We start from the raw sequence: 21,900 nt of genomic DNA on the forward strand, positions 1-21,900 counted from the left end.
ATTCTAAATAGCGAAATATGATCTAGGTCATTTTTTGGCTCGACTTCCAAAAAATAATAAGCATTTTGCGAGCAAGATAGCCAACTGGTACGATCAGATAGCAAAGTCATTAACAATGCTTAATATAAATATTAACAAAAGCACTAATAAAGCAACTCCTAAAATAGCTGTAACTCTTATTTTATGTACACTACAGCCACATTAAGTGATTTTTTATAAGTAGGACAATACAGCTGAAATTAATATTGTTGAGAATGTATATCCTTAAAAGGTTAACCCGTTCTAAGCGCTAAAATGGCACTTAAGTCAATCGGCTTATCATAGAGGGTAAAATCCGGATTCTTCTTATCGATGGCGTAAATTGACATGCGATCGGCAAGCTCATTACCTTCAATACCGATATGCGCTGCCACGTGAGCAATAGCCATGTGATCTTTTATGCGATCATATAATTCATGGGCTTGTTGGATCACTTCCAAATTAGCAATATCTCCAGCGACTTTGCGTTTCCAACCTTTTGACTTCCAGCCGTAAGCCCAGTTGGTAATACAGTTAATTGAATACTGTGAGTCACTCATTACCTTAACACTTTGTTGTGCATTAATGCTTTTCTCAGCGACTAACAACGCTTGATATAAAGCATTTAGCTCTGCGCTGTTGTTGGTGCCGTTAGCATTATATAGCCCATACCATAACTCGCTGATTTGGCCTTGACGATAAACCGCCATACCAGAACCTGCTTTACCTGGGTTTGGCTCACAGCCGCCATCGGTAAATACGATGGTATCGTGAGTACTTAGATCGACCAGTTTAGTTTTGATCGATTCCACAGCATTACTTTTTACAGGCTTATTATTACTGGCCGAGCCCGCTTTTGCTGTTGCTTTACCCATACTGCTAGCCGGTGATGCCGCAAATGCCGCTTTCGCTTGTGCCTCTGTAGGAAAAGACTTGTATTTCGCTTGGGGAAATTTATCTACCTGCTTTTTAGTGTAATCCCAACTGGTAAACACGCCCGTTTCTCGGCCTGCCCATACCACATAAAACTTCTTTGCCATGATGACTCTCTATATAAATCAGGTAATATGCTTAATGTGTCCAGTGTATCTTATGGCGCTATTAAAAATAACTCACCAAACAAAAAACTATGTCTGAACCTACTCATCTAGAAATTGAAACCACTATGAAGCAACTCATTATTTCCGTCGGCTCGAAAAACCCAGTTAAAGTTAACGCGGCTAAAGTGGCTTTTAGTCAATATTTTCCAGATCACAACATCATATGTCAGGGTATTCATGCGCCATCTTTAGTCGCAGATCAACCCATGACTGAAGCAGATACAAAACTAGGCGCAATAAACCGAGCCCAATATTGTCAGGCGCAACAGCAAGATGCAGATTTTTATATTGCCATGGAAGGTGGTGTAGATAATTTTGATCACGGACCTGCCACATTTGCCTATATGGCCATTTTGCATAAGCAGCAGTTGTCTGTTGGCCGAAGTGCTTTGTTGCCACTACCACTTAAAGTGTACCAGGCACTCGAACAAGGTGAAGAATTGGGACACGTCATGGATAGGTTATTTAATACCAACAACATTAAACAAAAAGGCGGCGCTATTGGCCTACTCACACAAGGACTGGCTACCCGTGAGAGTATCTATACTCAAGCCATTATTCTGGCTATGGCACCTTTTATCAATGCTGATATATTCAGCAATTAACGCTTTGCCCTCATTCGTCACTTTTTTTTATTGGCAAACATTGCTAACGTCAAACTAACTGCATTCCATAGGAGATATAAATGGAATATCAACGCATTCCGCATTCTAGCCTTGATGTTAGCAAGATATGTTTAGGCACCATGACGTGGGGAGAACAAAACTCCCAAAGTGACGCTTTTGAGCAAATGGATTACGCCATTAATCGCGGCGTTAACTTTATTGATACTGCCGAAATGTATCCCGTGCCACCTAATGCTGAAAAACAGGGGGAAACTGAACGCATTATTGGTCATTACCTTTCACAGCGTGATAACCGTGACAATTTAGTCATCGCCACTAAAGTGTCAGCGGCAGGGCCTAAAAGTGACTTTATTCGCCCTAACATGGCACTAGATTGGGTTAATATTCATCAGGCTGTCGATGCCTCACTCGCACGCCTGCAAGTCGACACTATCGATTTATATCAATTGCACTGGCCTGACAGACACTGTAATTTTTTCGGTGAGTTTTTGTATGACCACTTAGATGATGAGCAGCAAACCCCTATTTTAGAAACTCTTGAAGCATTAGCTGAAGTTATTCGTCAAGGAAAAGTGCGCTACATAGGTGTATCCAATGAAACCCCGTGGGGATTAATGCAATACCTACGTTTAGCTGAAAAACATGGCTTACCGCGTATTGTCAGTGTGCAAAACCCTTACAACTTGCTTAATCGTAGCTTTGAATTAGGTATGTCTGAAATCAGTCATCGTGAAGAACTGCCATTACTAGCCTACTCTCCACTCGCATTTGGTGCCTTAACAGGTAAATATGAACATAACCAATGGCCAGAACAAGCAAGGTTAACCGTCTTTAAACGCTTTGCGAGATATAACGCGACGCCAATGGCACTCGAGGCAACCCAAGCTTACGTCGACTTAGCTCGTGAATTTCATTTAAGCCCAGCACAAATGTCATTGGCTTTCGTCAATTCGAGACGGTTTGTGGCTTCAAATATTATTGGCGCAACCAACCTTGAGCAACTTAAAGAAAACATAGATAGCCTTGATGTCAGTCTGACACCTGAATTGCTAGCAAGAATAAACCAGCTATCGAACCTTTATCGTATGCCCTGCCCATAAGCTAAAAGCCAGTTAAAGCTATTGTATACTTGCATTAAGCGTCACTTTCTATGAAGATCGTGACGCTTTTCTTTTTTTGGGTTAATGCCCAGTGTGATACTTCATTAATAATGAGCCTGCAATGACAATAGCGTTTGAACATGATGCGATAAGAGCCCAATTTCCTACATTAGCCCAGCAATTGGACGAAAGCCCTCTGTGCTATTTAGATACCGCAGCTACCAGTCAAAAGCCACAATCAGTCATCGATGCTATCAATCACTACTATCAATTCGACAATGCCAATGTTCATCGCGCTGCTCATCAGTTATCCGCCCGTGCGACGAAGCATTATGAAACCGTACGCGAACAAGTAAAAAGTTTTATCAATAGCGCAAAAGTTGAAGAGATCATTTTTACTCACGGCACCACTGAGTCAATCAACATGGTTGCTTATGGTATAAGTCAGCAAATTAGCGCAAATGATATTATTTTGGTGGATAGCGCTGCGCATCACGCCAATATTGTGCCTTGGCAAGAACTCGCTAAACGCACAGGCGCGACAATAAAGCCCATTCCACTGAATGACAATTTATCAATAGATCATTGCGCTTTTGAGCAACTATTAACTCTCTCGCCTAAGCTTGTCGCATTAAGTCATGTCACTAATGCCTTAGGCACAGTCAACGATGTAGCAACCTTAGTACAAAAAGCAAAATCAGCAGGTGCCATAACACTGGTTGACGGCGCACAAGCCATTGCTCATTTTGATATAGATGTACAACAAATTGATTGCGATTTTTATGTATTCTCAGGTCATAAAATGTATGGTCCAACGGGCGTAGGCATCCTCTACGGCCGTTTCGCGCAACTTGATCAATTAGTGCCTATGCTGACCGGCGGTGAGATGATCAAAACAGTTAGCTTTACGGGTACAACATTTGGCAGTTTGCCTAATAAACTTGAAGCAGGAACACCTGCAATATCAGCAGTCATAGGTTTAGGTGCAGCAATCAGTTTTATCAATAGCCTACCTAAAGAGCAAGCCAGACAACATGAGCAATCTCTGCTGGAGTATTTACAACAGCAACTAACGCAACTAGGTGACATCATCCTATATGGCGCAAACGCTAATAATACTGGTGCTGTTGCATTTAATCTTGCTAATGAACACCATCAAGATGTGGGTATCTTGCTAGACCAGCAAGGTATTGCAGTTAGATGCGGGCATCACTGTGCGATGCCATTAATGGAGCTATTGGCCATAAAAGGTTGCTGTCGAGCATCCATAGGGATTTACAACAATAAGCAGGATATTGACCAATTCATTACTGCACTCGTCAATGTCAAAGCATTACTCTTATAATCAAGTAATAGATAGCATTTATGTCATCAAGTAATTGAGAGTATTTATATCATCAAGTAATTAATTGTGTTTGCAGCAATAAGACACCAATAATACCCATGAGTAAACGATCCATTTAAGAGGCTTTCCTTGAATACAAATAGCACATCTGACACCGCAATCTTACAACCTGCAGCAAGCGCTTTTTTACCATTAGATGAGAAAGTCTCACTGGCGGTTATTGCGATTGAAAATGCTAAGAATTGGCAAGATAAATATCGCCAGATCATGTTGGTAGGTAAAGTACTTGCACCATTAGCTGAAGCCTATAAAGTAGAAGCGGCTCAGGTGAAAGGTTGTGAAAGCCAAGCCTGGTTGTATCACCATCAACTTGAGTCAGCACACTTTTTTTGTGCCGACAGCGATTCACGTATAGTTAAGGGTCTTATTGCTATACTGCTAAGTGCAACCCATGGGAAGACCACCAGCGAAATTGCTAATTTCGACTTAGAACAGTATTTCACGCAATTAGGATTAAGTGGTCAACTCAGTCCATCTCGTACCAATGGGTTAACCGCACTAGCCAATGCTATTAAGCAATTTGCCGCAACATAATCAAGTTAACCATGATTACAAGCGTCTAAAAAGGAAACCACATGACAATAAGCGCTTGTAACCAAAGCCGCCGAACACTATTAAAGGGCATAGCAGCAGCCTCTTTACTATGCCCGCTTTACAGCTCATCTGTACTTGCGCAATCCAAAAAACGACTTTATATCGATGGGCTCAGTTTCTTACCCGAAAACCTTGATGATGTCCGCGCCTCAAAACTCGATGCCTACATTTGCGATATTTCAGATATTGAAGCCATTACCCAAGCAGACGGTACCACCAATTATAAGCGCAGTTATAAAGCTTGTATCGCCAGTATTAAAAAGGCAGAAAAAATCGTTAATGATAACCCAACGATTTTAATGCAGGGCTTAAGTGGTCGCGATATCGCCATTGCCCGAGAAGAGCAGCGCACTGCAGTTTACTTTCAAATTCAAGGCGCTGACTGTGTTGAAGACGATAGTTTTGACGATAATGAAGGCGAAAACAGCGAGCATTGGCAGCATTTAAATGAATTCCATCAGCACGGGTTACGTGTTCTACAACTCACCCACCATTATGGCAACCGCTTTGCTGGCGGCGCGCTCGATAATGATGGTACTCAAGGATTAAATAAACCGCTGACAACAGATGGCCAGCAATTAATTAGTGCGCTAAACCAACGTAATATTTTGATTGATGTGAGTCATTCAAGCCCTCAAACAGCACTTGATACCGCAAAAGCCAGCACCATGCCTATTGTGCAAAGCCATGGCGCTGTACGCTCTATTGTGAATAACGCTCGCTGTTCGCCCGATGAAGTCATTCGAGCGATTGCCGATACAGGTGGTGTGTTTGGGGTATTCATGATGAGTTTTTGGCTCACAAATGAGCCTGTACCCACTCTTGATGATTACATTCGTCAACTTGATAGAGTCGCCAGAATTGGTGGCGTAAACGCAGTAGCCATCGCCAATGATTACCCTCTACGAGGTCAAGAGAACTTATTAGCATTAGATAATAACAATGCAGAAGGCGTTAAACAGTATCACGCTTGGTGGCAAAGTTTAGCTGAAAAGAATGTCTTGGGCTTTGAAAGTCTACCGCAACATGTGGTTATTCCTGAACTCAACAATATCGATAGAATGAGCCGTATTGATGATGCGTTAGCAAAAGCGCGCTACAAATCGAGCGATCGAGACCGCTTCTTAGGTGGCAACTGGCAAAGAGTGTTAAATAAAGTACTGGTTTAACCCTAACAAACTCATCGTTATTTTTATAAATAAGGAAACTCGCTAGTCAACCCTAGTAATAGGTAATAAATACATGATTAGCTAGTTTTCATTTTAAATACTTTGTAAGCAGTAAACAAAGTTATTTAACCTTTACCCTTTCGCATTACTCTTTCATCTATTTTTAAACTACACTTATTATATTCTGTACTTAAATTTATTATATACTTAGGGCTTAGATTTTCAGTTTTACTTTAATTAATTTATTTAAACACTTTTACTTAAACCAATTTAATCAAATATAACTAGCGAAAACCAGCATTCATCTTAAACGCTTTTAATGACCCCGATGATTTCTATATTGCGAACATCTTCACCCAATAACAATGGATATATATCAATTGTTAACCGATTCTTAACGAGCCATTCCCACCGCATTGAATTCCACATTGCAGAAGAGGTCTTTCACTTTCCGCAATCGGTATATTTCAATAAAATTTTTTCGACTCCAAATAAAATAAATAAATCTACTACAGAAACCACAAGTGCAATATGTCAAATATAAAAGCATGACATCACTCACACTAAAAACAATCACAACTAGCCCGCTGCATAATTTAAATACAAATTAACTACCGCTAATAAATAAACAATGAAACTAGATCTAGATCAAAAACTATTTAATAACCTGACTTCTCACCCAAATTAATTTACAAAACTGCAGAATTATGAATTTTAATTTTACAAAAAAAAATCAGAATATAATCTAGTTGTACAAAGTAAATATACGTAGAGATTTGTCAGCGATATGAATGATCTATTTTTAAAATTTCTAGTGTCAATTTTCACATTGGGTTTATTAGTGACTAATGCTAATGCACAAGATATGAGAACTGTTCATGGTCAAACCATGGGTAATAAATATAAAGTCACCTGGAAAGAAGACAAAATCACTGCCGCAAAGATGGCGAATATTCGCTCACAAATTGAAGTTCGTTTAGAGACCGTCAACCAATCCATGTCCACTTGGCGTCAAAACTCTGAAATAAGCCTCATAAATCAAGCCCCAAAAAACACTCCAATTAAAATCAGTGCTGATTTTGAACGCGTCATCATTGAAGCGATTCGTATCGCTGAATTAACTAACAATACTCTGGATGTCACCGTTGGACCTTTGGTGAATCTATGGGGGTTTGGTCCCGATGGGCGCATCCAAGACTTGCCATCAGATCAAGCAATCATTGATGCAAAAAAGAGCATTGGCATTCAGCATATCCAGCTAACTAATCACTCATTAACTAAATCAATAGATGGACTTTATATCGACCTCTCATCCATTGCTAAAGGCTATGGCGTTGATGTGATAGCAGAGGTCATGGAGCAAAACAATATTCATAACTATCTTGTCGATATAGGTGGAGAACTGCGCATCAAGGGATTGAGCCTTGATAACCAAGAGTGGACAGTAGGTATCGACAAACCGTTTGCTTATTCAAGCGGGCAAATGGAAATCATTACTCCTGGTAACTCAGCTGTCGCAACATCAGGCGATTACCGCAAGTATTTTGAAAATAATGGCCAGCATTTCTCACATTTAATTGACCCACGATCAGGAAGACCCGTTTCTCATACCGTCGTCTCAGCGACGGTTATTGAACAATATTCTATGACTGCTGATGCACTGGCTACCGCCTTTATGGTGCTCTCAGTACAAGAATCATTGGCCATTGCCAATGAACACCAAATCCCAATCATGTTAATTGAGGATAAGTTTGGAAAATTGATTACTCACCATTCTGAAAGTTTTAAAAAATACATCAAAAATTAGTCAAAAACGATAAATAGGGGGATTTTTAGATGAACAATAAATTTAAATTAAGCGTTCTTTGTATCGCTGTATTAGGCCTAACAGCTTGTAGTGATGATGATACAGATACTTCTGGTCTTGAAAGCCAAATCAAACAACTTGAAAGCCAAAATGCCGAGTTAAATACGCAAAATACTGAGTTAACTTCTACAAATGCATCTTTAGTTGAGGACAATGCCAGTCTAACCACAAAAACAGAAGAACTGCAGACTAAAGCTGTTGGCTATATTTCAACATTCAGCCACCAATGTGCTGAAGAAAATGTCATGTTCGACTATATCGATCCTAATGCGCCTATTGATGAAGAGCCATTAGTCTCTGCTTTTGCTTCTGCAATGGCATCGGATGACTGTATGAGCTGTCATAACTACGAAGGCAGCGATCCAGCTAATGTGCCACATGGTGACTACGGTACATGTAGCAACTGTCATGAAAATCCACATGATGAAACACCACCTGTCGATCCTGGTAATCCACAAGATCCAACATTCCCTCAACCAGAAGGTGATGGCAGTAAAGTTGATGGTAAGACTGGTGCCTCAGGTTCTTTCTATTACAACGATGGCTCATTCTTAAATGCAGATTACTTAGCGCAGCGTTTAAATGGCAGCATTTACAATTATGAGTGGAAAGAAGTTTCTGATGGAACGGGTGCAAAAACGTTAAAAACAGCTTGTGGCTTACAAAACCGCGAGTACATGGCAGACATGTTCCCGAATGATGGCAAAGAATACCAGTTAAGTGCAATCAAAAACCAAATGGGCGCTAAGCTAGTTTCGACAGTAAACAAATTTACAGATGACGAGACAGCTGAAGAAGTTGAAACGCCAAACATTGCTATCTTTGGCTATGGCATGAAACAAGAAGAAGACGGTCATTACTATGTTTCCATGAGCATTGGTAAAAACAATACTTGTTATAACGTCATCAATGAAGGTGAAGCTAGCTTATCATATTACGAGTACTCTCCAATGCTTTCAGCTAAGTTTGAGCGCAACATGGGAGCCCGTATTTTAGGCACCGTTGACTTCAAACGCACAGCATTGAAAGCGCCAGACTGGGTGACAGAAGTACCAGGCCTTGGAGCTGGAGAAGACTTCACGCCTGCTGATGTTGATTGGACTGCTGTTGGTGCATGTTCATTAGTCATCAAAGTAGATGGCATTATTCCATTAGGATAACGCCTACCCTTTTGTCAAACTAAGATAATGCCAAAGCGCTTCTAGACTCCCATAGAAGCGCTTTTTTATCTCTACAGTAAGAATAGTGCAGATAATTCAACGTTAATACAGCTTTAAGCCTTCACTAACAAACATAAAAAAGGAAGGTATATACCTTCCTTTTACTCGTTAAAATCACTTTATAGCAATAAAAACAACTTACACTTTAAAGATTAACCCTTTAAAAGTGCGTTAACTCGTTGACCATAATCTGCGTCTGCTTGAGTAAAGTGCGCAACCATTTTCTGTTGTACATCTGCAGTCACTTGACTCAACGTTCCAGCAATAGTTTCAACTAAACGTTGCTTCTCTTCTTCACTGAAAATACGGTACAGGTTACCCGCTTGCGTATAATCATCTTGGTCGTAACGGCTATATCTGTCAGCTTCGCCATCAAGTCTTAACGGTGGCTCTGCAAATTGACTCGTATCTTTAAGACCACCATCTACCGTATTAGGGCCATAGTTTGCGCTTGAGTCAGCACCGGTTTGCGAGCCATTGTAAGGACATTGAGTCCCAGCCATTGCACCAGCACGTTGATGATGATTGGCTTTAGCTGCGTGCGGACAGTTCACAGGTAACTGATTGTAGTTAGTCCCGATACGGTAACGCTGAGCATCTGCATACGAGAACAAACGTGCTTGAAGCATTTTATCTGGCGATGCGCCCACACCTGGTACAAAATTACTTGGTGCTAAGGCAACTTGCTCAACTTCAGCAAAATAGTTTTCAGGCATGCGATTCAATTCTAGTTCACCAATTTCAATCAGTGGGTAATCAGAATGCGGCCAAACTTTAGTTAAATCAAATGGGTTGATAGCATACGTATTCGCTTCTGCTTCAGGCATGATTTGCACATTCACTGTCCATTTAGGAAAATTACTATCCGCAATGGCTGCAACCATGTCGCGCTGTGATGAATCAGGATCAATGCCTTTTAGCACGTCGGCTTGTTCACCAGTTAAGTTCACTACACCTTGCTGTGATTTAAAATGGAACTTAACCCAGAAACGTTCACCTTTTGCATTCCAGAAAGAGAATGTATGCGAACCGTAACCATGCATTTGACGATAGTTAGCTGGGATACCACGGTCTGACATTAAAATTGTCACTTGATGCATGGCTTCAGGGTTTAATGACCAGAAATCCCACATCGCTTGAGGATCTTTTAAATTGGTTTGCGGGTTGCGCTTTTGAGTATGAATGAAATCAGGGAACTTGATCCCGTCTCTTAAAAAGAAAGTCGGTGTATTATTACCAACAATGTCATGGTTACCCTGCTTAGTATAAAAACGCAGACCAAAACCACGAGGATCACGCTCAGCATCTGCGCTACCCATTTCTCCACCTACTGTAGAGAAACGAATAAACGTCTCAGTCTCTTTACCTACGCCGTTAAAATGTTCTGCAATGGTGTAATCACTAAGATCTTTGGTTAAGGTAAATTTACCGTAAACACCTGTACCTTTTGCATGTACGATACGCTCAGGGATCCTTTCGCGGTTAAAATGAGCAAGCTTTTCAATTAAATGCCAATCTTGCAGTAATAGCGGCCCGCGTTCACCAGCAGACAGAGAGTTTTGATCGTCGGCAATTGGAGCGCCATTCTGGCTTGTTAAGTAGTTATTGTTCATTTTATTTACCTTTAAATTATTCAGCTAGTAACCATTGTTCAATTAAATCAAATACTGTTGCCACGATATCTCTCCTGGCTGTGTTTCATTGAATTCATAATACCAATCGAAGATTAAATGTAAAAACGATTAAATCTGATTGCCTTGATTGACAAATACGATTAAACAAATAAAAAAAGAGCGATGCATTGCATCACTCTTTATAATATTGTACGACTTAATAGCTGAGTTTGATCTAAAACAACAATAAATGTAAGTTATGTATCAATACTTTACAGGCTGGTAACTTAATAAGTTATCTATTAAAATGCAGCCGCATAATAATTTAACCAGCGTAACCCAATAGCCTTTCTAATTGTCTACAGGCTTGGACGGCTCACGATATAGTTTAACTAAATAGTATGCATCTATAAGTACAATAAAAAAGTTAACTAAGGCAACAGGGATTGCGTCAATAGCCAATCCATAGGCTACAAATAGTGCAGCACCAATTAAATTCCACCACCGAAGTTTTTTGATGTTAGACATCATCAACGAAATCGCGACCACGACAGAAGCGAGGTAGCCTACCCATTCCCAAATTGTTGCAGCTTCCATTCATCATCCTTCTTTAAAAGCATCATATTGTCAGTGTAGTTAATTTTAATCATTCACACAGGTTCAAGTTTCGACAGTTATGTTTATTTAGTTGATTTACGTGCTACTACGGCTGCTGTCATTCTCGAAATACAACACAATTCACCAGCGCTGTTAGTTATAAGCACTTCCCAGACTGAGCTTCTTTTGCCTATGTGTACCGGCTTAGTTGTGGCAATTAATTCGCCTTTACGCGATGCTTTTAAGTGATTAGCATTGATTTCTTGACCAACACAGTAAAAGTTTTCGAAGTCGACAACAAAGTTAGCTGCGTAACTGGCAACAGTTTCAGCAAGTGCGACATTGGCACCACCATGAACAATACCAAGAGGGTTATGTACTGAAGGATCGGCAGGCATTGTTGCCACCATATAATCATCACCAATTTCAGTCACTTTAATCCCTAGTGTTTTCATCAAGGTGCCCTTTCCATGCATCCCGATATCCATTTTGGCACAATCTTCTAATGTAACTTCTCTAAACCAAATACTCATGACATCCATCCAAAGTAATAAATTATCATTAGTCTACTGATTAGCCTTTTAATATCAAAGCATTTACAAAAAATGCTTATATATAAAAAGGGATGGCAAGCCATCCCTTTCTTTCATTTTCACTCTATTTACATAGAATTATTGAAACATTAAAAAACTGCAACAATAGGATCTGAGCATAAGCTAGACTCTGTTTCACATATTTTATAAGTCACTTCTGCTGGCGCGTCAGTGAAACGATCTCGGAAGCGACCATCATTAGACGTTGTAGACACCATGACATCATCACGATAGATAGCGACATCTTCACCCACTGCACCACTCCAAGTTAAATCGACTAGCGCACTACCTCGGCGAGACTTCATTGTGCGTGTAACTGCTGCATCAATTGAATATTCAAATACTTCAACATCCATAGAAACAGTATCAGTCTGCGATTCGCTATCAGTCACAACAAGAGAAACAGTATACGTTCCACCAGCTGCATACATATAAGCAGGAGAGACATCTGAAGACATATTGCCATCACCAAAATCCCACTCGTAACTGACAATATCATCGTTAATATCTGAACTAGTATTGGTGAAAGTCACCATTAATCCATCAACATCATAATCAAAACTTGCCAGAGGCGCTGCTGGTGCTGCTTCACCTAGCGCAGAAATATCGAGTCCCCAGCTATTAAGTGCACCGGTATCGCCACCTGCATTATCTGAAATCGACAAGGTCCACGTACCAGCAGCAACTTCACCATCAAACTCAGATAAACTCCAAGTCTGAACTAAGTCATCAGTATTACCGCCAGCACGATCGTGTAACACTGCCTCTGTACCATTTGGTGAGGTTAAGGTTACGATTAGATCACCGATCCAAGTATGTGAAATATCGACATTAACTGCTAAATCAAAGATTTGAACAGGGTCAGCGATTTCAATCGTACTTGTGATAGTGGTATTGTCTGAAATATCAACTGGCGTATCATTACCGTAAGTAAAGTCATTTAATCCAGCCGGATATACTGTCAACGCAACGGCTTTATCTTTGACTGTCATACCGTCATCGGCAGATACGGTCAATACATAATTGCCCCAAGCAGCATCGTCTAATGTCGCCACATCGAGGGTAAAATTATCACCAGCCATTGCGGTGGCGGTTGATAAACTGACACCATCTAACGCTGGAGAAGCCGATACAGTTAAACTCACTTGATCATCCCAACCAGCAATACTGCCAACAGAGAAGTCATAGCTAACAGCACTACCCGCTTCTACCGACTGCGAACTTGGCGAAGCTGATAAATTAAATGAAGGATCAGGATCTGCTGCATCTAAAGCATTTGCGACATTCAATCGGGTACCTGCAACAGTTAAGCCCGTTAAACCAGCATTAACTTCACCTGAATCCATTAATAGCTGCTTCATTTCAACAGCGCCAATATCAGGTGCAACAGACCAAACTAATGCTGCAGCCCCGGCGACATGTGGCGTTGCCATAGAAGTGCCTGAAATAGTGCCATAACTATCATTAGGGAAAGTTGATAAAATCGATGTGCCTGGCGCCCCCATATCAACACTTGTAAGGCCCCATTGTGAAAAGTCCGACATTGCATCATTTCTATCAGTACTCGCAATAGAAAGTACAACATCTGAGTCATAACTTGATGGATAATGTGGATTAACATCATTATCTATGGCGTCATTACCCGCTGCAGCAACAAATAAGATGCCTTGATCACCTGCCGATTCAATGGAATCTTTAAGTGCTTGGCTAAATCCACCGCCACCCCATGAGTTGTTTGTCGCTTTAACATCAACACCATGATTAACTTTTAAGTTAGTAAAATAATCAATACACGCTATGGCGTCTTCAGTACTCCCCGTTCCACCATCTGATAGGAACTTACAACCAATCATAGTGACGTCCCAGTTAACGCCCACTACACCAACACCATTATTACCAGTCGCACCTATAGTGCCCGCAACGTGAGTACCATGGCCATTGCCGTCCATAGGATCACCAGTACCTGTTGTAGGGTTATAGCCATGAATGTCATCGATTACGCCATTGCCATCGTCATCAATGCCGTTTCCTGCAATTTCACCTGGGTTTACCCACATATTGGCAACGAGATCAGGATGGTTATAGTCAACACCAGTATCAATCACACCAATCACCACGTTACTACTGCCCGTGGTGATGTCCCAAGCAGCCACTGCATCAATGTCAGCTCCAGAGGTTCCTCCTGATTGGCCTGTATTATGTAAGCCCCACATATCAACAAAACTAGGATCATCTGGCATTCCTAGTGCTCTATATGTGTAGTTAGGCTCAGCATATTTAACCGCAGGGTGTTTACTGATCATTTTAATCGCGGCATCTAAATCACTGCCACTTTTTAACTCAAGTTTTGCAAGACGACCTGATAATAAATGTTGAAATTTATCATCAATACCATCTAAATTCTTATCGGTTAACGTACCGTTCACTAAACGCTGTGCTGAAAGTCTTTCAAATTTAGTGACATTATCTTTATAAACCACAAGAATTTGATCTTTCTTGTATTCAACTTTGTTTTTAGCGATTGCAGGGGCAACATTTAGTGCCATAGTAGAAGCAATTGCAATTGCAATTGGAGTCATTGTTTTTATCATTTCTGGCTTTCCTATATTCCATTATTAATTCCCAGAACCGGTACCTCAACACTGGTAGCTTTTCCATTAGCCTATTAAGCGAGTTGGTTTTCCACGAAGTGAAACCCGGAATTGTTGTAGCCTTTTGATTGTTGTCATAATGAAAGCAGAATAAAAGTAGCTAAACCTTAAATAGTAATAAACTACTAATCCTATTAGTGTAAGCAATTCGCCTACAAACGAAAAACAACAACACAAAACCAAATATAACAACAACTTAAAATTTTGTAGTACGAAAGTTCTCTTGTTAAAAACCCTCAAAAATATAGCCATTCTTCCGATTGAGATAACTCTCTTCAATCCGTAAGTTAACTCTGTAACTTGTCAAATCAGCTAAAGGATGCGGTTTAGTAATCAAATACGTCAGCAAAGAATTAAACCGATAAAGAGATATCGAATAAGCAATTTCTTAGGTTTATATTTTGATTATTAATGCCCTAGCTAATTCATATTGATGAACGTCAATAACAAGTTTACTTACTTGCTCACCTTCAAATATCAGATAATCAACATTGGCTTTTTTAAGCCTGATTTGCTTGTATTTAGAAGGCGAATTTCAATATTGAAAGATAGCAAAACAGCTATCAACTCACTCAATATCCTTACAGGGAGCGTCAAATGAAGTCGCAAACAAAGTTATCGTTAATCTCACTCGCCATCGCTACTAGCCTCGCTTTACCCGTTTCAGCTACAGGATTATCACTGCCTGGTGTTGCATCCGTTGAAAAATCAGCAGAAGTTGCAGCTGCTGTTAATAACCAATCAACCGTAGAGCAAAATGGCCTAGGTCAGGATACGTCAGTATCACAATCAGGTTCACGCCATGTGGCTGAAGTCACCCAAAACGGAAATGATCAAATAGCTGAGGTTGTTCAATCTGGTGATTGGCAAGAGTCATATATAACTTCTGCAGGTGATGGGAATCTTGTTACGACTAACCAAGTAGATGATTGGCATATTTCTAATGTCGCTATTACCGGTAATGATAACCAAGCGACCGTGAATCAATCAGGTTTTTGGAATACCAGTGAAACTACTGCACTTGGTAACGAAAACATCGCTGACACTATGCAAGATGGATTTCAGAACAACAGCATCATTCAACATGTAGGTGATAGTAACCTTACGCAATCCACACAATATGGTTCAGCTAACTTAGCAGTATTCCGTGTTGATGGTAATGGTAACGAAGGTGTCATCACTCAAGATGGTAATAATAACCAAGCAGGACTCGTCGCACCGGGTGGTACAGCCAATGTAGGTAATGACAATGTCTTATTCGTTGACCAATCAGGTGACGAAAACTTTGGTGCAGCCATTGGCGTATACGGCGACAGCAATAACATTGAAATCAATCAATCTGGTTATGCTAATACAGGGGTTGTGGCTAGTCTTACAGGTAATAGTAACGACATCGTTATCGACCAATCAGGTGATGTAAACAGCGCTGTGATTGAATTTGCAACTGGCGATGGCAATGAAGTCTATATCTACCAAGATGGTACAGATAACCAAGTAGGTGATGCTAACATCGCTGTCATTTCTGGTAATGACAATGTCATCGATATCGATCAAGCTGGTATGTCTAATTTAACAGAATTTGAAACCAGCGGAGATGAAAATACCGTCACAGTATTACAGGATGGTGAATCAAACTATGTCGCATCAGGGACTTATGGCTTTGGCAATGAGGTCAGCGTTAGCTCTGAAGGCATGAACAATGAAGTCGCAGTGTTTGTTAATTTAGATGACAATATGGTGACAGTTGATCAGACAGGCGATACTAACTTTGCTTATGTAGATACTATTGGATTTGAAAATGAAGTGACTACTGAGCAAGTAGGTTCAGATAACGAAGCGAGCTTGACTAATATCGGTATTGCTCAAGTTATCGATATTGCTCAAGACGGTGAATTTAACCTCACTGACGTAGTTGCTTTTGGCGATGAACACGTCGTTGATATTACTCAACAAGGTGACGGAAACTGGATTGGCGGTGATGAAGGTTACTTCTCAGTCGATGGTTACAGCAATAACTTAACTATCTCGCAAATGGGTAATGATAACCTAGTCATTGGCTCACAAATCGGCGAAAACGGCATGATTAATGTTTCTCAAACCGGTGATTTCAATACTGCGACTGTATATCAAAATTAATATTCGAGTATTGACAACATAAAACAAAAAAGGGAGCTATATGCTCCCTTTTGTTTTGATTTAATCTATAAATTACGCAAATTCAAAGTGGGCTTGATAAGTTTGTGCCCAACGTAATAACTCAACTCTATTTCGCGACTGAGTTTTACGAAAAATAGAAGAAATATGTGCTTTAACTGTGTGCTCGCTAATACATAAGCGATGGGCTATCTCTTTATTTCTCGCACCACTAGACACAAGTTGGATAATCGTTCTTTCGCGACTAGTTAGCATCTGAAGCATGGCAACTGTATCTGGTGGAATCTCCGTATTAGCATCTAACTTTTGTACTAATCTACGGAAAATTTTACTGATTAACGGCCTGTCATACCAAAGTTCATCAGCTACCATTTTACGCAGCCCTGTCAACATCAAGTCCATACGTTGATCGGAGTAGAGTAGCCCTCTTACGCCCAGTAATAACGCTGACTCTTGATCTAAGGAGCCTCGCTCAACTTGATATAAAGCAACTGGCACATGGTTAACCAAACGAGACACAAGTAAAGGTATCCCTTTACTGTCTAAAGCAGCGCCCTTTTGCGCCACCAAATAAAAACTGTTGGAATTTTTTTCTACTTCCAAATCACTAGCATGTTTAACTATCCTGGTTTTAAGACCTATTGATTCCGCAAGAATGGCCAAATTACATGGCGCTGCAACTTGGTGTAAGAAAACTAATTCATCAATATTTGAGCTCATCACTTTTCTCCCTGAAAAGCATCCCTAACATCCCGATCTAACGGGTTTCTTCCTGAATTTCGATAACAAAATAGTAACAATACTCAATCATAGTATATTTTAACTAGTTAATATGTTTTTTTTGTCATACTAACGCATTAAATAAAACGATAAGTCCTTATAATACCCTCTATTAATAGCATAAAAAAACTTAACTTCATGCTACAAAAAGCATAAAACACTAATTTTTATTTTTTATCAGTGATGCTAACTGTTTATTATGCAATCGAGTAAGCACTACTAAAGCACTAATACCTCCTAATAAGGCCATCAACATGTCAGATTGAGTATCCCAGACGTAACCTTGAGTACCTAAAAATGCTTCTGCATCTTCACCTGTTCCAATAGCAACCCACCACTCGATTAATTCGTAAAAAGCTGAAAATGCCAGAACGAAACATACAGACAAAAACTGACACCAATACCCTGGTTGTAGTACTTGGTTTCTTAGCATGACCTCACGAGCTAAAATGACTGGAATAAACCCTTGAGCTAAATGGCCTATTTTGTCGTAATTATTTCTATCGCTCCCCATCCACTGCGCTATCCAATCAAATAAAGGCACTTCTGCATAGGTGTACTTAGCTCCAACGAGTAACACACAGCAATGAATGAGTATTAAAACATAGGAAAGTGGTGTTAACGGAAACCGATCACGTGTGAAAAATAAGATAGGAATTGCCAATAAGGCAGGTAATGCTTCTAACCACCATGTAAACATATCTTTAGGCGAAATGACTGACCAAACTAAAACTGCGCAATATATAACTATCCATATAACTTTCTTATTCAAACTAAATCCCTCTTAGATGATATTGTTCTAGAATTAGAATATTAACTTTAGCCATCTAGCCCTCTACAAGCGTTAAAAAAAGTGCTACTTTGGTCGGGCGTTTATATCAGCATAACATAAGCATAACTATTGATAAGAGGGTACCCATATCATGGCGAAACACTCGCTTGACAAGGATAAGATAAAAATCCTGCTGTTGGAGGGCGTCCACCAAACTGCGGTCGATGTACTTGAGCGTGCAGGTTACACAAACATTGAATACCATAAAGCATCTTTACCTGAAGATGAGTTGCTGCAATCCATTAAGGATGCGCACTTTGTTGGTTTGCGTTCCCGTACTCAATTAACTGCAGACGTGTTAAATCATGCTGAAAAACTCGTCGCCATTGGTTGTTTCTGTATTGGCACAAACCAAGTTGATATCGCCACTGCTGAAAAGCTCGGTGTACCGGTATTTAATGCGCCTTTTTCTAATACCCGCAGTGTTGCAGAGTTAGTCTTAGGTGAAATCATCATGCTAATGCGTGGTATTCCTCAGCGAAATGCTCATGCCCATCGTGGTGGCTGGCTTAAAAGTGCCAGTGGCAGCTATGAGGTCCGTGGGAAAACCCTTGGTGTTATTGGTTACGGCCATATTGGTACTCAACTTGGTATTTTAGCTGAGACCTTAGGTATGCGAGTGGTTTTCTACGATATTGAAGATAAGCTACCCTTAGGCAACGCAAGCCAAATTCATTCGTTAGAAACGTTATTAGGTGAAGCTGATGTGATCAGTTTGCATGTCCCTGAAACGCCTCAAACAAAAGATATGTTTGGTGAAAAAGAGTTTGCTCAAATGCGCGAGAAAAGTATTTTCATTAATGCATCTCGTGGCACTGTGGTTGATATCGACGCACTATCAAATGCATTGAAATCAGGTCACCTTGCTGGCGCAGCTATCGATGTATTTCCAGTCGAGCCAAAATCAAATGATGACGAATTTATCAGCCCATTACGCGGCCAAGATAATGTCATCATTACCCCGCATATTGGTGGCAGTACAGCTGAAGCACAAGAGAATATCGGCATTGAAGTTGCTGGCAAGCTAGCCAAATATTCAGATAACGGTTCAACGGTTTCTGCAGTTAATTTCCCAGAAGTTTCTTTACCGCAACACAAAGGCACTTCGCGTTTACTGCACATTCACCATAACCGACCTGGTGTATTGATTAAAATTAACCAAGCCTTCTCTGAAAAAGGCATTAACATTGCTGCACAATACCTGCAAACAACTGCAGAGATTGGTTATGTAGTAATGGAAGTTGATTCGAATCAAGCAGAACAAGCCTTAGGCGAGTTAAAAGCAATTGAAGGTACGATTCGTACTCGCGTTTTATTTTAACCACCAGTGTTAATTTGACGTACTTTTAGCTGTACAGGTGAACTGTGAAATAAAGCTATCTTCATTCAATTGGAGATAGCTTTTTCTTTTGAGCGTTAATGATTTCCGTTACACTCAATCCATATATCTGTTGGTCATCTTAGGAATTAGTTTATGACACTTGCAACGACTCTGCCTGATTGGGATTTTTTACATACCTCTCCTGACTTATTAGTCGCCAATCTTACTCATTTAGGCTTAATTGAAATAACCGGTGAACAGGGCAAAACCTTTATTCACGGTCAAGTGACGACTGACATCATGTCATTACAGGATGATCAATGGCGTTGGGGTGCACATTGCGATGCGAAAGGTAAAATGCTTTCAAGCTTTAGAACCTTTTCAATTGCTGAGCAGCTATTTGCCCTATTACCTGCTTCAGTCCTGCCTCTGAGCTTAGCGCAATGGCAAAAATATGCCGTTTTCAGTAAAGCTGAATTAATTGATGTTACCGCTGATAAAATCATTCTGGGTTTGGCAGGAAAAAATGCGGCAGCATTTATTGCCCAGCAATTTGGTGACATCACAGCTGAATTAACCACAGTTGCAGATACTATTATCCTTAAAGATGGTGAACGTTTCATTGTTATCACAGAAGCCGTAAAAGCCCATGAGTTAGTTGCAGCTTCAGAACAAGTTTTACAAGAGGCTGCAACTTGGCAAGCTCTTGAAATCAAGTCAGGTTATGCCAATATTGATGCGAACCACAGTGGCGAATTTGTTCCTCAAATGTGTAATGTACAAGCCGTCAACGGTATCAGCTTTGAAAAAGGCTGTTACATGGGGCAAGAAACAATCGCAAGAATGAAGTATCGCGGCGGTAATAAGCGTGCTTTATATATCCTTACCGGAACCACATCAGAAACAGTTAGCAGCGAAACTCAAATTGAAATTGCTGATGAAGACGGATTTCGTCGTGCAGGTAAAGTCATTGAGTCAGTACAGCATGAAGGTAAAGTCTTACTCACTGCGGTTCTTGCTAACGACACAGAAAATGATGCAAAACTGCGTATTAAAGAAGATGAAACAAGTGAGCTCAGTGTTATTGCACTGCCTTACTCGTTGGAAGATTAATCATTTATCTTGGTACAGTAGTAAAGCAAAAAAGGATAAATACATTAAGTATTTATCCTTTTTTATATAATAAGATATTAAGAAACAATATTTTATAACACGCTAGAATGACTCTTCATGCTCGGCTTTGATCAATTTCACATCATCCATGACAGATTTAAATTTCTCAACCAGTTCTGGATCAAAGTGCTTACCTGATTCTTTCTCAATCAAACTCAACGTATCTTCCACTGTCCAAGCTTTCTTATAAGGTCTTGCCGATGTCAGTGCATCAAACACATCAGCGATAGCAATTATACGCCCTTCAATCGGAATATCTTCACCAACAAGCCCGTAAGGATAGCCACTGCCATCCCACTTTTCATGATGACTAATAGCAATTCTTTTGGCCATTTGTAATAAAGGGTCATCATGTTCACCAATGATTTCAGCACCGATTGCTGCATGAGCTTGCATTTCTTTCCACTCATCCGCATCTAGCTTTCCTGGTTTCTTGAGAATGGCATCTGGTGTACCGATTTTACCGATGTCATGCATAGGCGCTGCATTATATAGCAGTTCACAAAACCGAGAGGAATGCCCTGCAGCCATAGCAAGTAATCTTGCATAATGGCTCATACGAACAACATGTAATCCTGTTTCATTATCTTTGTATTCTGCAGCTCGCCCTAATCTGCGAATAATTTCAAAACGCGTTTCTTTTAGCTCTTTAGTACGATGTTCCACTTCCGACTCTAATAACCTTTTTTGGTCGTACAAGCTTAAATGTGTTTTAACCCGCGCTTTAACGACTGCTGGGCTGACAGGTTTAGTAATATAATCAACTGCGCCGAGCGCAAAGCCTTTAGTTTCATCTTCAGTATCAGAAAGTGCAGTCACAAATATCACTGGAATATGGCAGGTTAAAGGTTCATTTTTCAGTTTTTGACATACTTCATACCCATTCATTCCAGGCATCATTACATCAAGCAATATTAAATCAGGAGATGATTTTTGTGCGAGAGCTAGCGCTTTAGGTCCATCTATGGCAACTTTGATTTTGTAATCACTACCCAAAATTCCGACTAAGATATCGATATTCTCAGGCGTATCATCAACTATCAGCACAGTCGCTTTTTCCATGTTAATTACCTATATCTTTGCTTAA

18 protein-coding genes are annotated in these 21,900 nt (G+C 40.2%); 10 read left to right on the top strand and 8 right to left on the bottom strand.

Annotated features, from left to right (window positions below; all coding sequences use genetic code 11):
- Window positions 1-272: 272 nt before the first annotated feature.
- Window positions 273-1,058 (bottom strand): ribonuclease H family protein, encoded by a 786-nt coding sequence (locus tag AB4153_RS05390; RefSeq protein ID WP_371996622.1) that lies wholly within the window; start codon window positions 1,056-1,058, stop codon window positions 273-275.
- Window positions 1,059-1,183: 125 nt separating this feature from the next.
- On the opposite strand from AB4153_RS05390, the gene yjjX reads away from it, so the two are divergent.
- From yjjX to AB4153_RS05425, 7 genes are all read left to right on the top strand, one after another.
- Entirely contained in the window at window positions 1,184-1,723 is a 540-nt protein-coding gene (gene yjjX, locus AB4153_RS05395; protein WP_102527842.1) for an inosine/xanthosine triphosphatase, read from the top strand.
- 80 nt (window positions 1,724-1,803) lie between these two features.
- The gene (locus AB4153_RS05400) at window positions 1,804-2,844 is read left to right on the top strand and encodes an NADP(H)-dependent aldo-keto reductase (RefSeq protein ID WP_102527829.1); all 1,041 of its coding nucleotides are present in this window, start codon (window positions 1,804-1,806) and stop codon (window positions 2,842-2,844) included.
- Between the two features lie 121 nt (window positions 2,845-2,965).
- A complete protein-coding gene (locus AB4153_RS05405) occupies window positions 2,966-4,189 on the top strand; it encodes a cysteine desulfurase (protein ID WP_371996624.1) in 1,224 nt (407 codons plus the stop codon).
- 129 nt (window positions 4,190-4,318) lie between these two features.
- Window positions 4,319-4,783: a SufE family protein gene (locus AB4153_RS05410; RefSeq protein ID WP_371996625.1), complete on the top strand. Its 465-nt coding sequence runs from the start codon at window positions 4,319-4,321 to the stop codon at window positions 4,781-4,783.
- 41 nt (window positions 4,784-4,824) lie between these two features.
- Complete coding sequence (locus AB4153_RS05415; protein ID WP_303514598.1) at window positions 4,825-6,012, top strand: membrane dipeptidase; 1,188 nt, start codon at window positions 4,825-4,827, stop codon at window positions 6,010-6,012.
- Window positions 6,013-6,853: 841 nt separating this feature from the next.
- Complete coding sequence (locus tag AB4153_RS05420) at window positions 6,854-7,819, top strand: FAD:protein FMN transferase (protein WP_371996626.1); 966 nt, start codon at window positions 6,854-6,856, stop codon at window positions 7,817-7,819.
- Window positions 7,820-7,848: 29 nt separating this feature from the next.
- Window positions 7,849-9,039: a hypothetical protein gene (locus AB4153_RS05425; RefSeq protein ID WP_371996627.1), complete on the top strand. Its 1,191-nt coding sequence runs from the start codon at window positions 7,849-7,851 to the stop codon at window positions 9,037-9,039.
- Between the two features lie 212 nt (window positions 9,040-9,251).
- On the opposite strand, the gene katB is transcribed toward AB4153_RS05425, so the two are convergent.
- The 4 genes from katB to AB4153_RS05445 form a co-directional block, all read right to left on the bottom strand.
- Window positions 9,252-10,712, bottom strand: coding sequence for a catalase KatB (gene katB, locus AB4153_RS05430; protein ID WP_371996629.1), 1,461 nt, complete (start codon window positions 10,710-10,712; stop codon window positions 9,252-9,254).
- A gap of 351 nt (window positions 10,713-11,063) precedes the next feature.
- Window positions 11,064-11,309, bottom strand: a complete 246-nt coding sequence (locus tag AB4153_RS05435; RefSeq protein WP_102527833.1) for a YgjV family protein — start codon at window positions 11,307-11,309, stop codon at window positions 11,064-11,066.
- Window positions 11,310-11,392: 83 nt separating this feature from the next.
- A complete protein-coding gene (locus tag AB4153_RS05440; RefSeq protein WP_102527834.1) occupies window positions 11,393-11,842 on the bottom strand; it encodes a PaaI family thioesterase in 450 nt (149 codons plus the stop codon).
- 149 nt (window positions 11,843-11,991) lie between these two features.
- Window positions 11,992-14,493, bottom strand: a complete 2,502-nt coding sequence (locus AB4153_RS05445) for a S8 family serine peptidase (RefSeq protein ID WP_102527835.1) — start codon at window positions 14,491-14,493, stop codon at window positions 11,992-11,994.
- 657 nt (window positions 14,494-15,150) lie between these two features.
- Between AB4153_RS05445 and AB4153_RS05450 the strand changes: the two genes are divergently transcribed.
- Window positions 15,151-16,689 carry a curlin gene (locus AB4153_RS05450; protein ID WP_248956236.1) on the top strand — a complete coding sequence of 513 codons (1,539 nt, stop codon included), beginning with the start codon at window positions 15,151-15,153 and terminating at the stop codon, window positions 16,687-16,689.
- A gap of 72 nt (window positions 16,690-16,761) precedes the next feature.
- Here the strand turns inward: AB4153_RS05450 and AB4153_RS05455 are convergent, their stop codons facing one another.
- Together AB4153_RS05455 and AB4153_RS05460 are read right to left on the bottom strand one after the other, a co-directional pair.
- Entirely contained in the window at window positions 16,762-17,427 is a 666-nt protein-coding gene (locus AB4153_RS05455; protein WP_102527837.1) for a response regulator transcription factor, read from the bottom strand.
- A gap of 220 nt (window positions 17,428-17,647) precedes the next feature.
- Window positions 17,648-18,259 carry a DUF2238 domain-containing protein gene (locus tag AB4153_RS05460; protein ID WP_102527838.1) on the bottom strand — a complete coding sequence of 204 codons (612 nt, stop codon included), beginning with the start codon at window positions 18,257-18,259 and terminating at the stop codon, window positions 17,648-17,650.
- Window positions 18,260-18,410: 151 nt separating this feature from the next.
- Between AB4153_RS05460 and serA the strand changes: the two genes are divergently transcribed.
- Both serA and ygfZ read left to right on the top strand, forming a co-directional pair.
- On the top strand, window positions 18,411-19,640 hold the full coding sequence (serA, locus tag AB4153_RS05465) for a phosphoglycerate dehydrogenase (RefSeq protein WP_102527839.1): 1,230 nt from the start codon (window positions 18,411-18,413) through the stop codon (window positions 19,638-19,640).
- Window positions 19,641-19,793: 153 nt separating this feature from the next.
- Entirely contained in the window at window positions 19,794-20,753 is a 960-nt protein-coding gene (gene ygfZ, locus AB4153_RS05470; protein WP_229368538.1) for a tRNA-modifying protein YgfZ, read from the top strand.
- Between the two features lie 102 nt (window positions 20,754-20,855).
- On the opposite strand, the gene AB4153_RS05475 is transcribed toward ygfZ, so the two are convergent.
- Complete coding sequence (locus tag AB4153_RS05475) at window positions 20,856-21,875, bottom strand: two-component system response regulator (RefSeq protein ID WP_102526556.1); 1,020 nt, start codon at window positions 21,873-21,875, stop codon at window positions 20,856-20,858.
- Between the last annotated feature and the right edge of the window lie 25 nt (window positions 21,876-21,900).

This window comes from Shewanella sp. 10N.286.52.E4, from assembly GCF_041468785.1.
GTDB classification, from domain to species: Bacteria; Pseudomonadota; Gammaproteobacteria; order Enterobacterales; family Shewanellaceae; genus Shewanella; species Shewanella electrodiphila.

What these genes read in the sequence shown, in the direction of transcription:
- AB4153_RS05390 (WP_371996622.1), bottom strand. Translation starts at nt 1,058, where the DNA reads ATGGCAAAGAAGTTTTATGTGGTATGGGCAGGCCGAGAAACGGGCGTG.
- yjjX (WP_102527842.1), top strand. Translation starts at nt 1,184, where the DNA reads ATGAAGCAACTCATTATTTCCGTCGGCTCGAAAAACCCAGTTAAAGTT.
- AB4153_RS05400 (WP_102527829.1), top strand. Translation starts at nt 1,804, where the DNA reads ATGGAATATCAACGCATTCCGCATTCTAGCCTTGATGTTAGCAAGATA.
- AB4153_RS05405 (WP_371996624.1), top strand. Translation starts at nt 2,966, where the DNA reads ATGACAATAGCGTTTGAACATGATGCGATAAGAGCCCAATTTCCTACA.
- AB4153_RS05415 (WP_303514598.1), top strand. Translation starts at nt 4,825, where the DNA reads ATGACAATAAGCGCTTGTAACCAAAGCCGCCGAACACTATTAAAGGGC.
- AB4153_RS05425 (WP_371996627.1), top strand. Translation starts at nt 7,849, where the DNA reads ATGAACAATAAATTTAAATTAAGCGTTCTTTGTATCGCTGTATTAGGC.
- katB (WP_371996629.1), bottom strand. Translation starts at nt 10,712, where the DNA reads ATGAACAATAACTACTTAACAAGCCAGAATGGCGCTCCAATTGCCGAC.
- AB4153_RS05435 (WP_102527833.1), bottom strand. Translation starts at nt 11,309, where the DNA reads ATGGAAGCTGCAACAATTTGGGAATGGGTAGGCTACCTCGCTTCTGTC.
- AB4153_RS05440 (WP_102527834.1), bottom strand. Translation starts at nt 11,842, where the DNA reads ATGAGTATTTGGTTTAGAGAAGTTACATTAGAAGATTGTGCCAAAATG.
- AB4153_RS05445 (WP_102527835.1), bottom strand. Translation starts at nt 14,493, where the DNA reads ATGATAAAAACAATGACTCCAATTGCAATTGCAATTGCTTCTACTATG.
- AB4153_RS05450 (WP_248956236.1), top strand. Translation starts at nt 15,151, where the DNA reads ATGAAGTCGCAAACAAAGTTATCGTTAATCTCACTCGCCATCGCTACT.
- AB4153_RS05455 (WP_102527837.1), bottom strand. Translation starts at nt 17,427, where the DNA reads ATGAGCTCAAATATTGATGAATTAGTTTTCTTACACCAAGTTGCAGCG.
- serA (WP_102527839.1), top strand. Translation starts at nt 18,411, where the DNA reads ATGGCGAAACACTCGCTTGACAAGGATAAGATAAAAATCCTGCTGTTG.
- ygfZ (WP_229368538.1), top strand. Translation starts at nt 19,794, where the DNA reads ATGACACTTGCAACGACTCTGCCTGATTGGGATTTTTTACATACCTCT.
- AB4153_RS05475 (WP_102526556.1), bottom strand. Translation starts at nt 21,875, where the DNA reads ATGGAAAAAGCGACTGTGCTGATAGTTGATGATACGCCTGAGAATATC.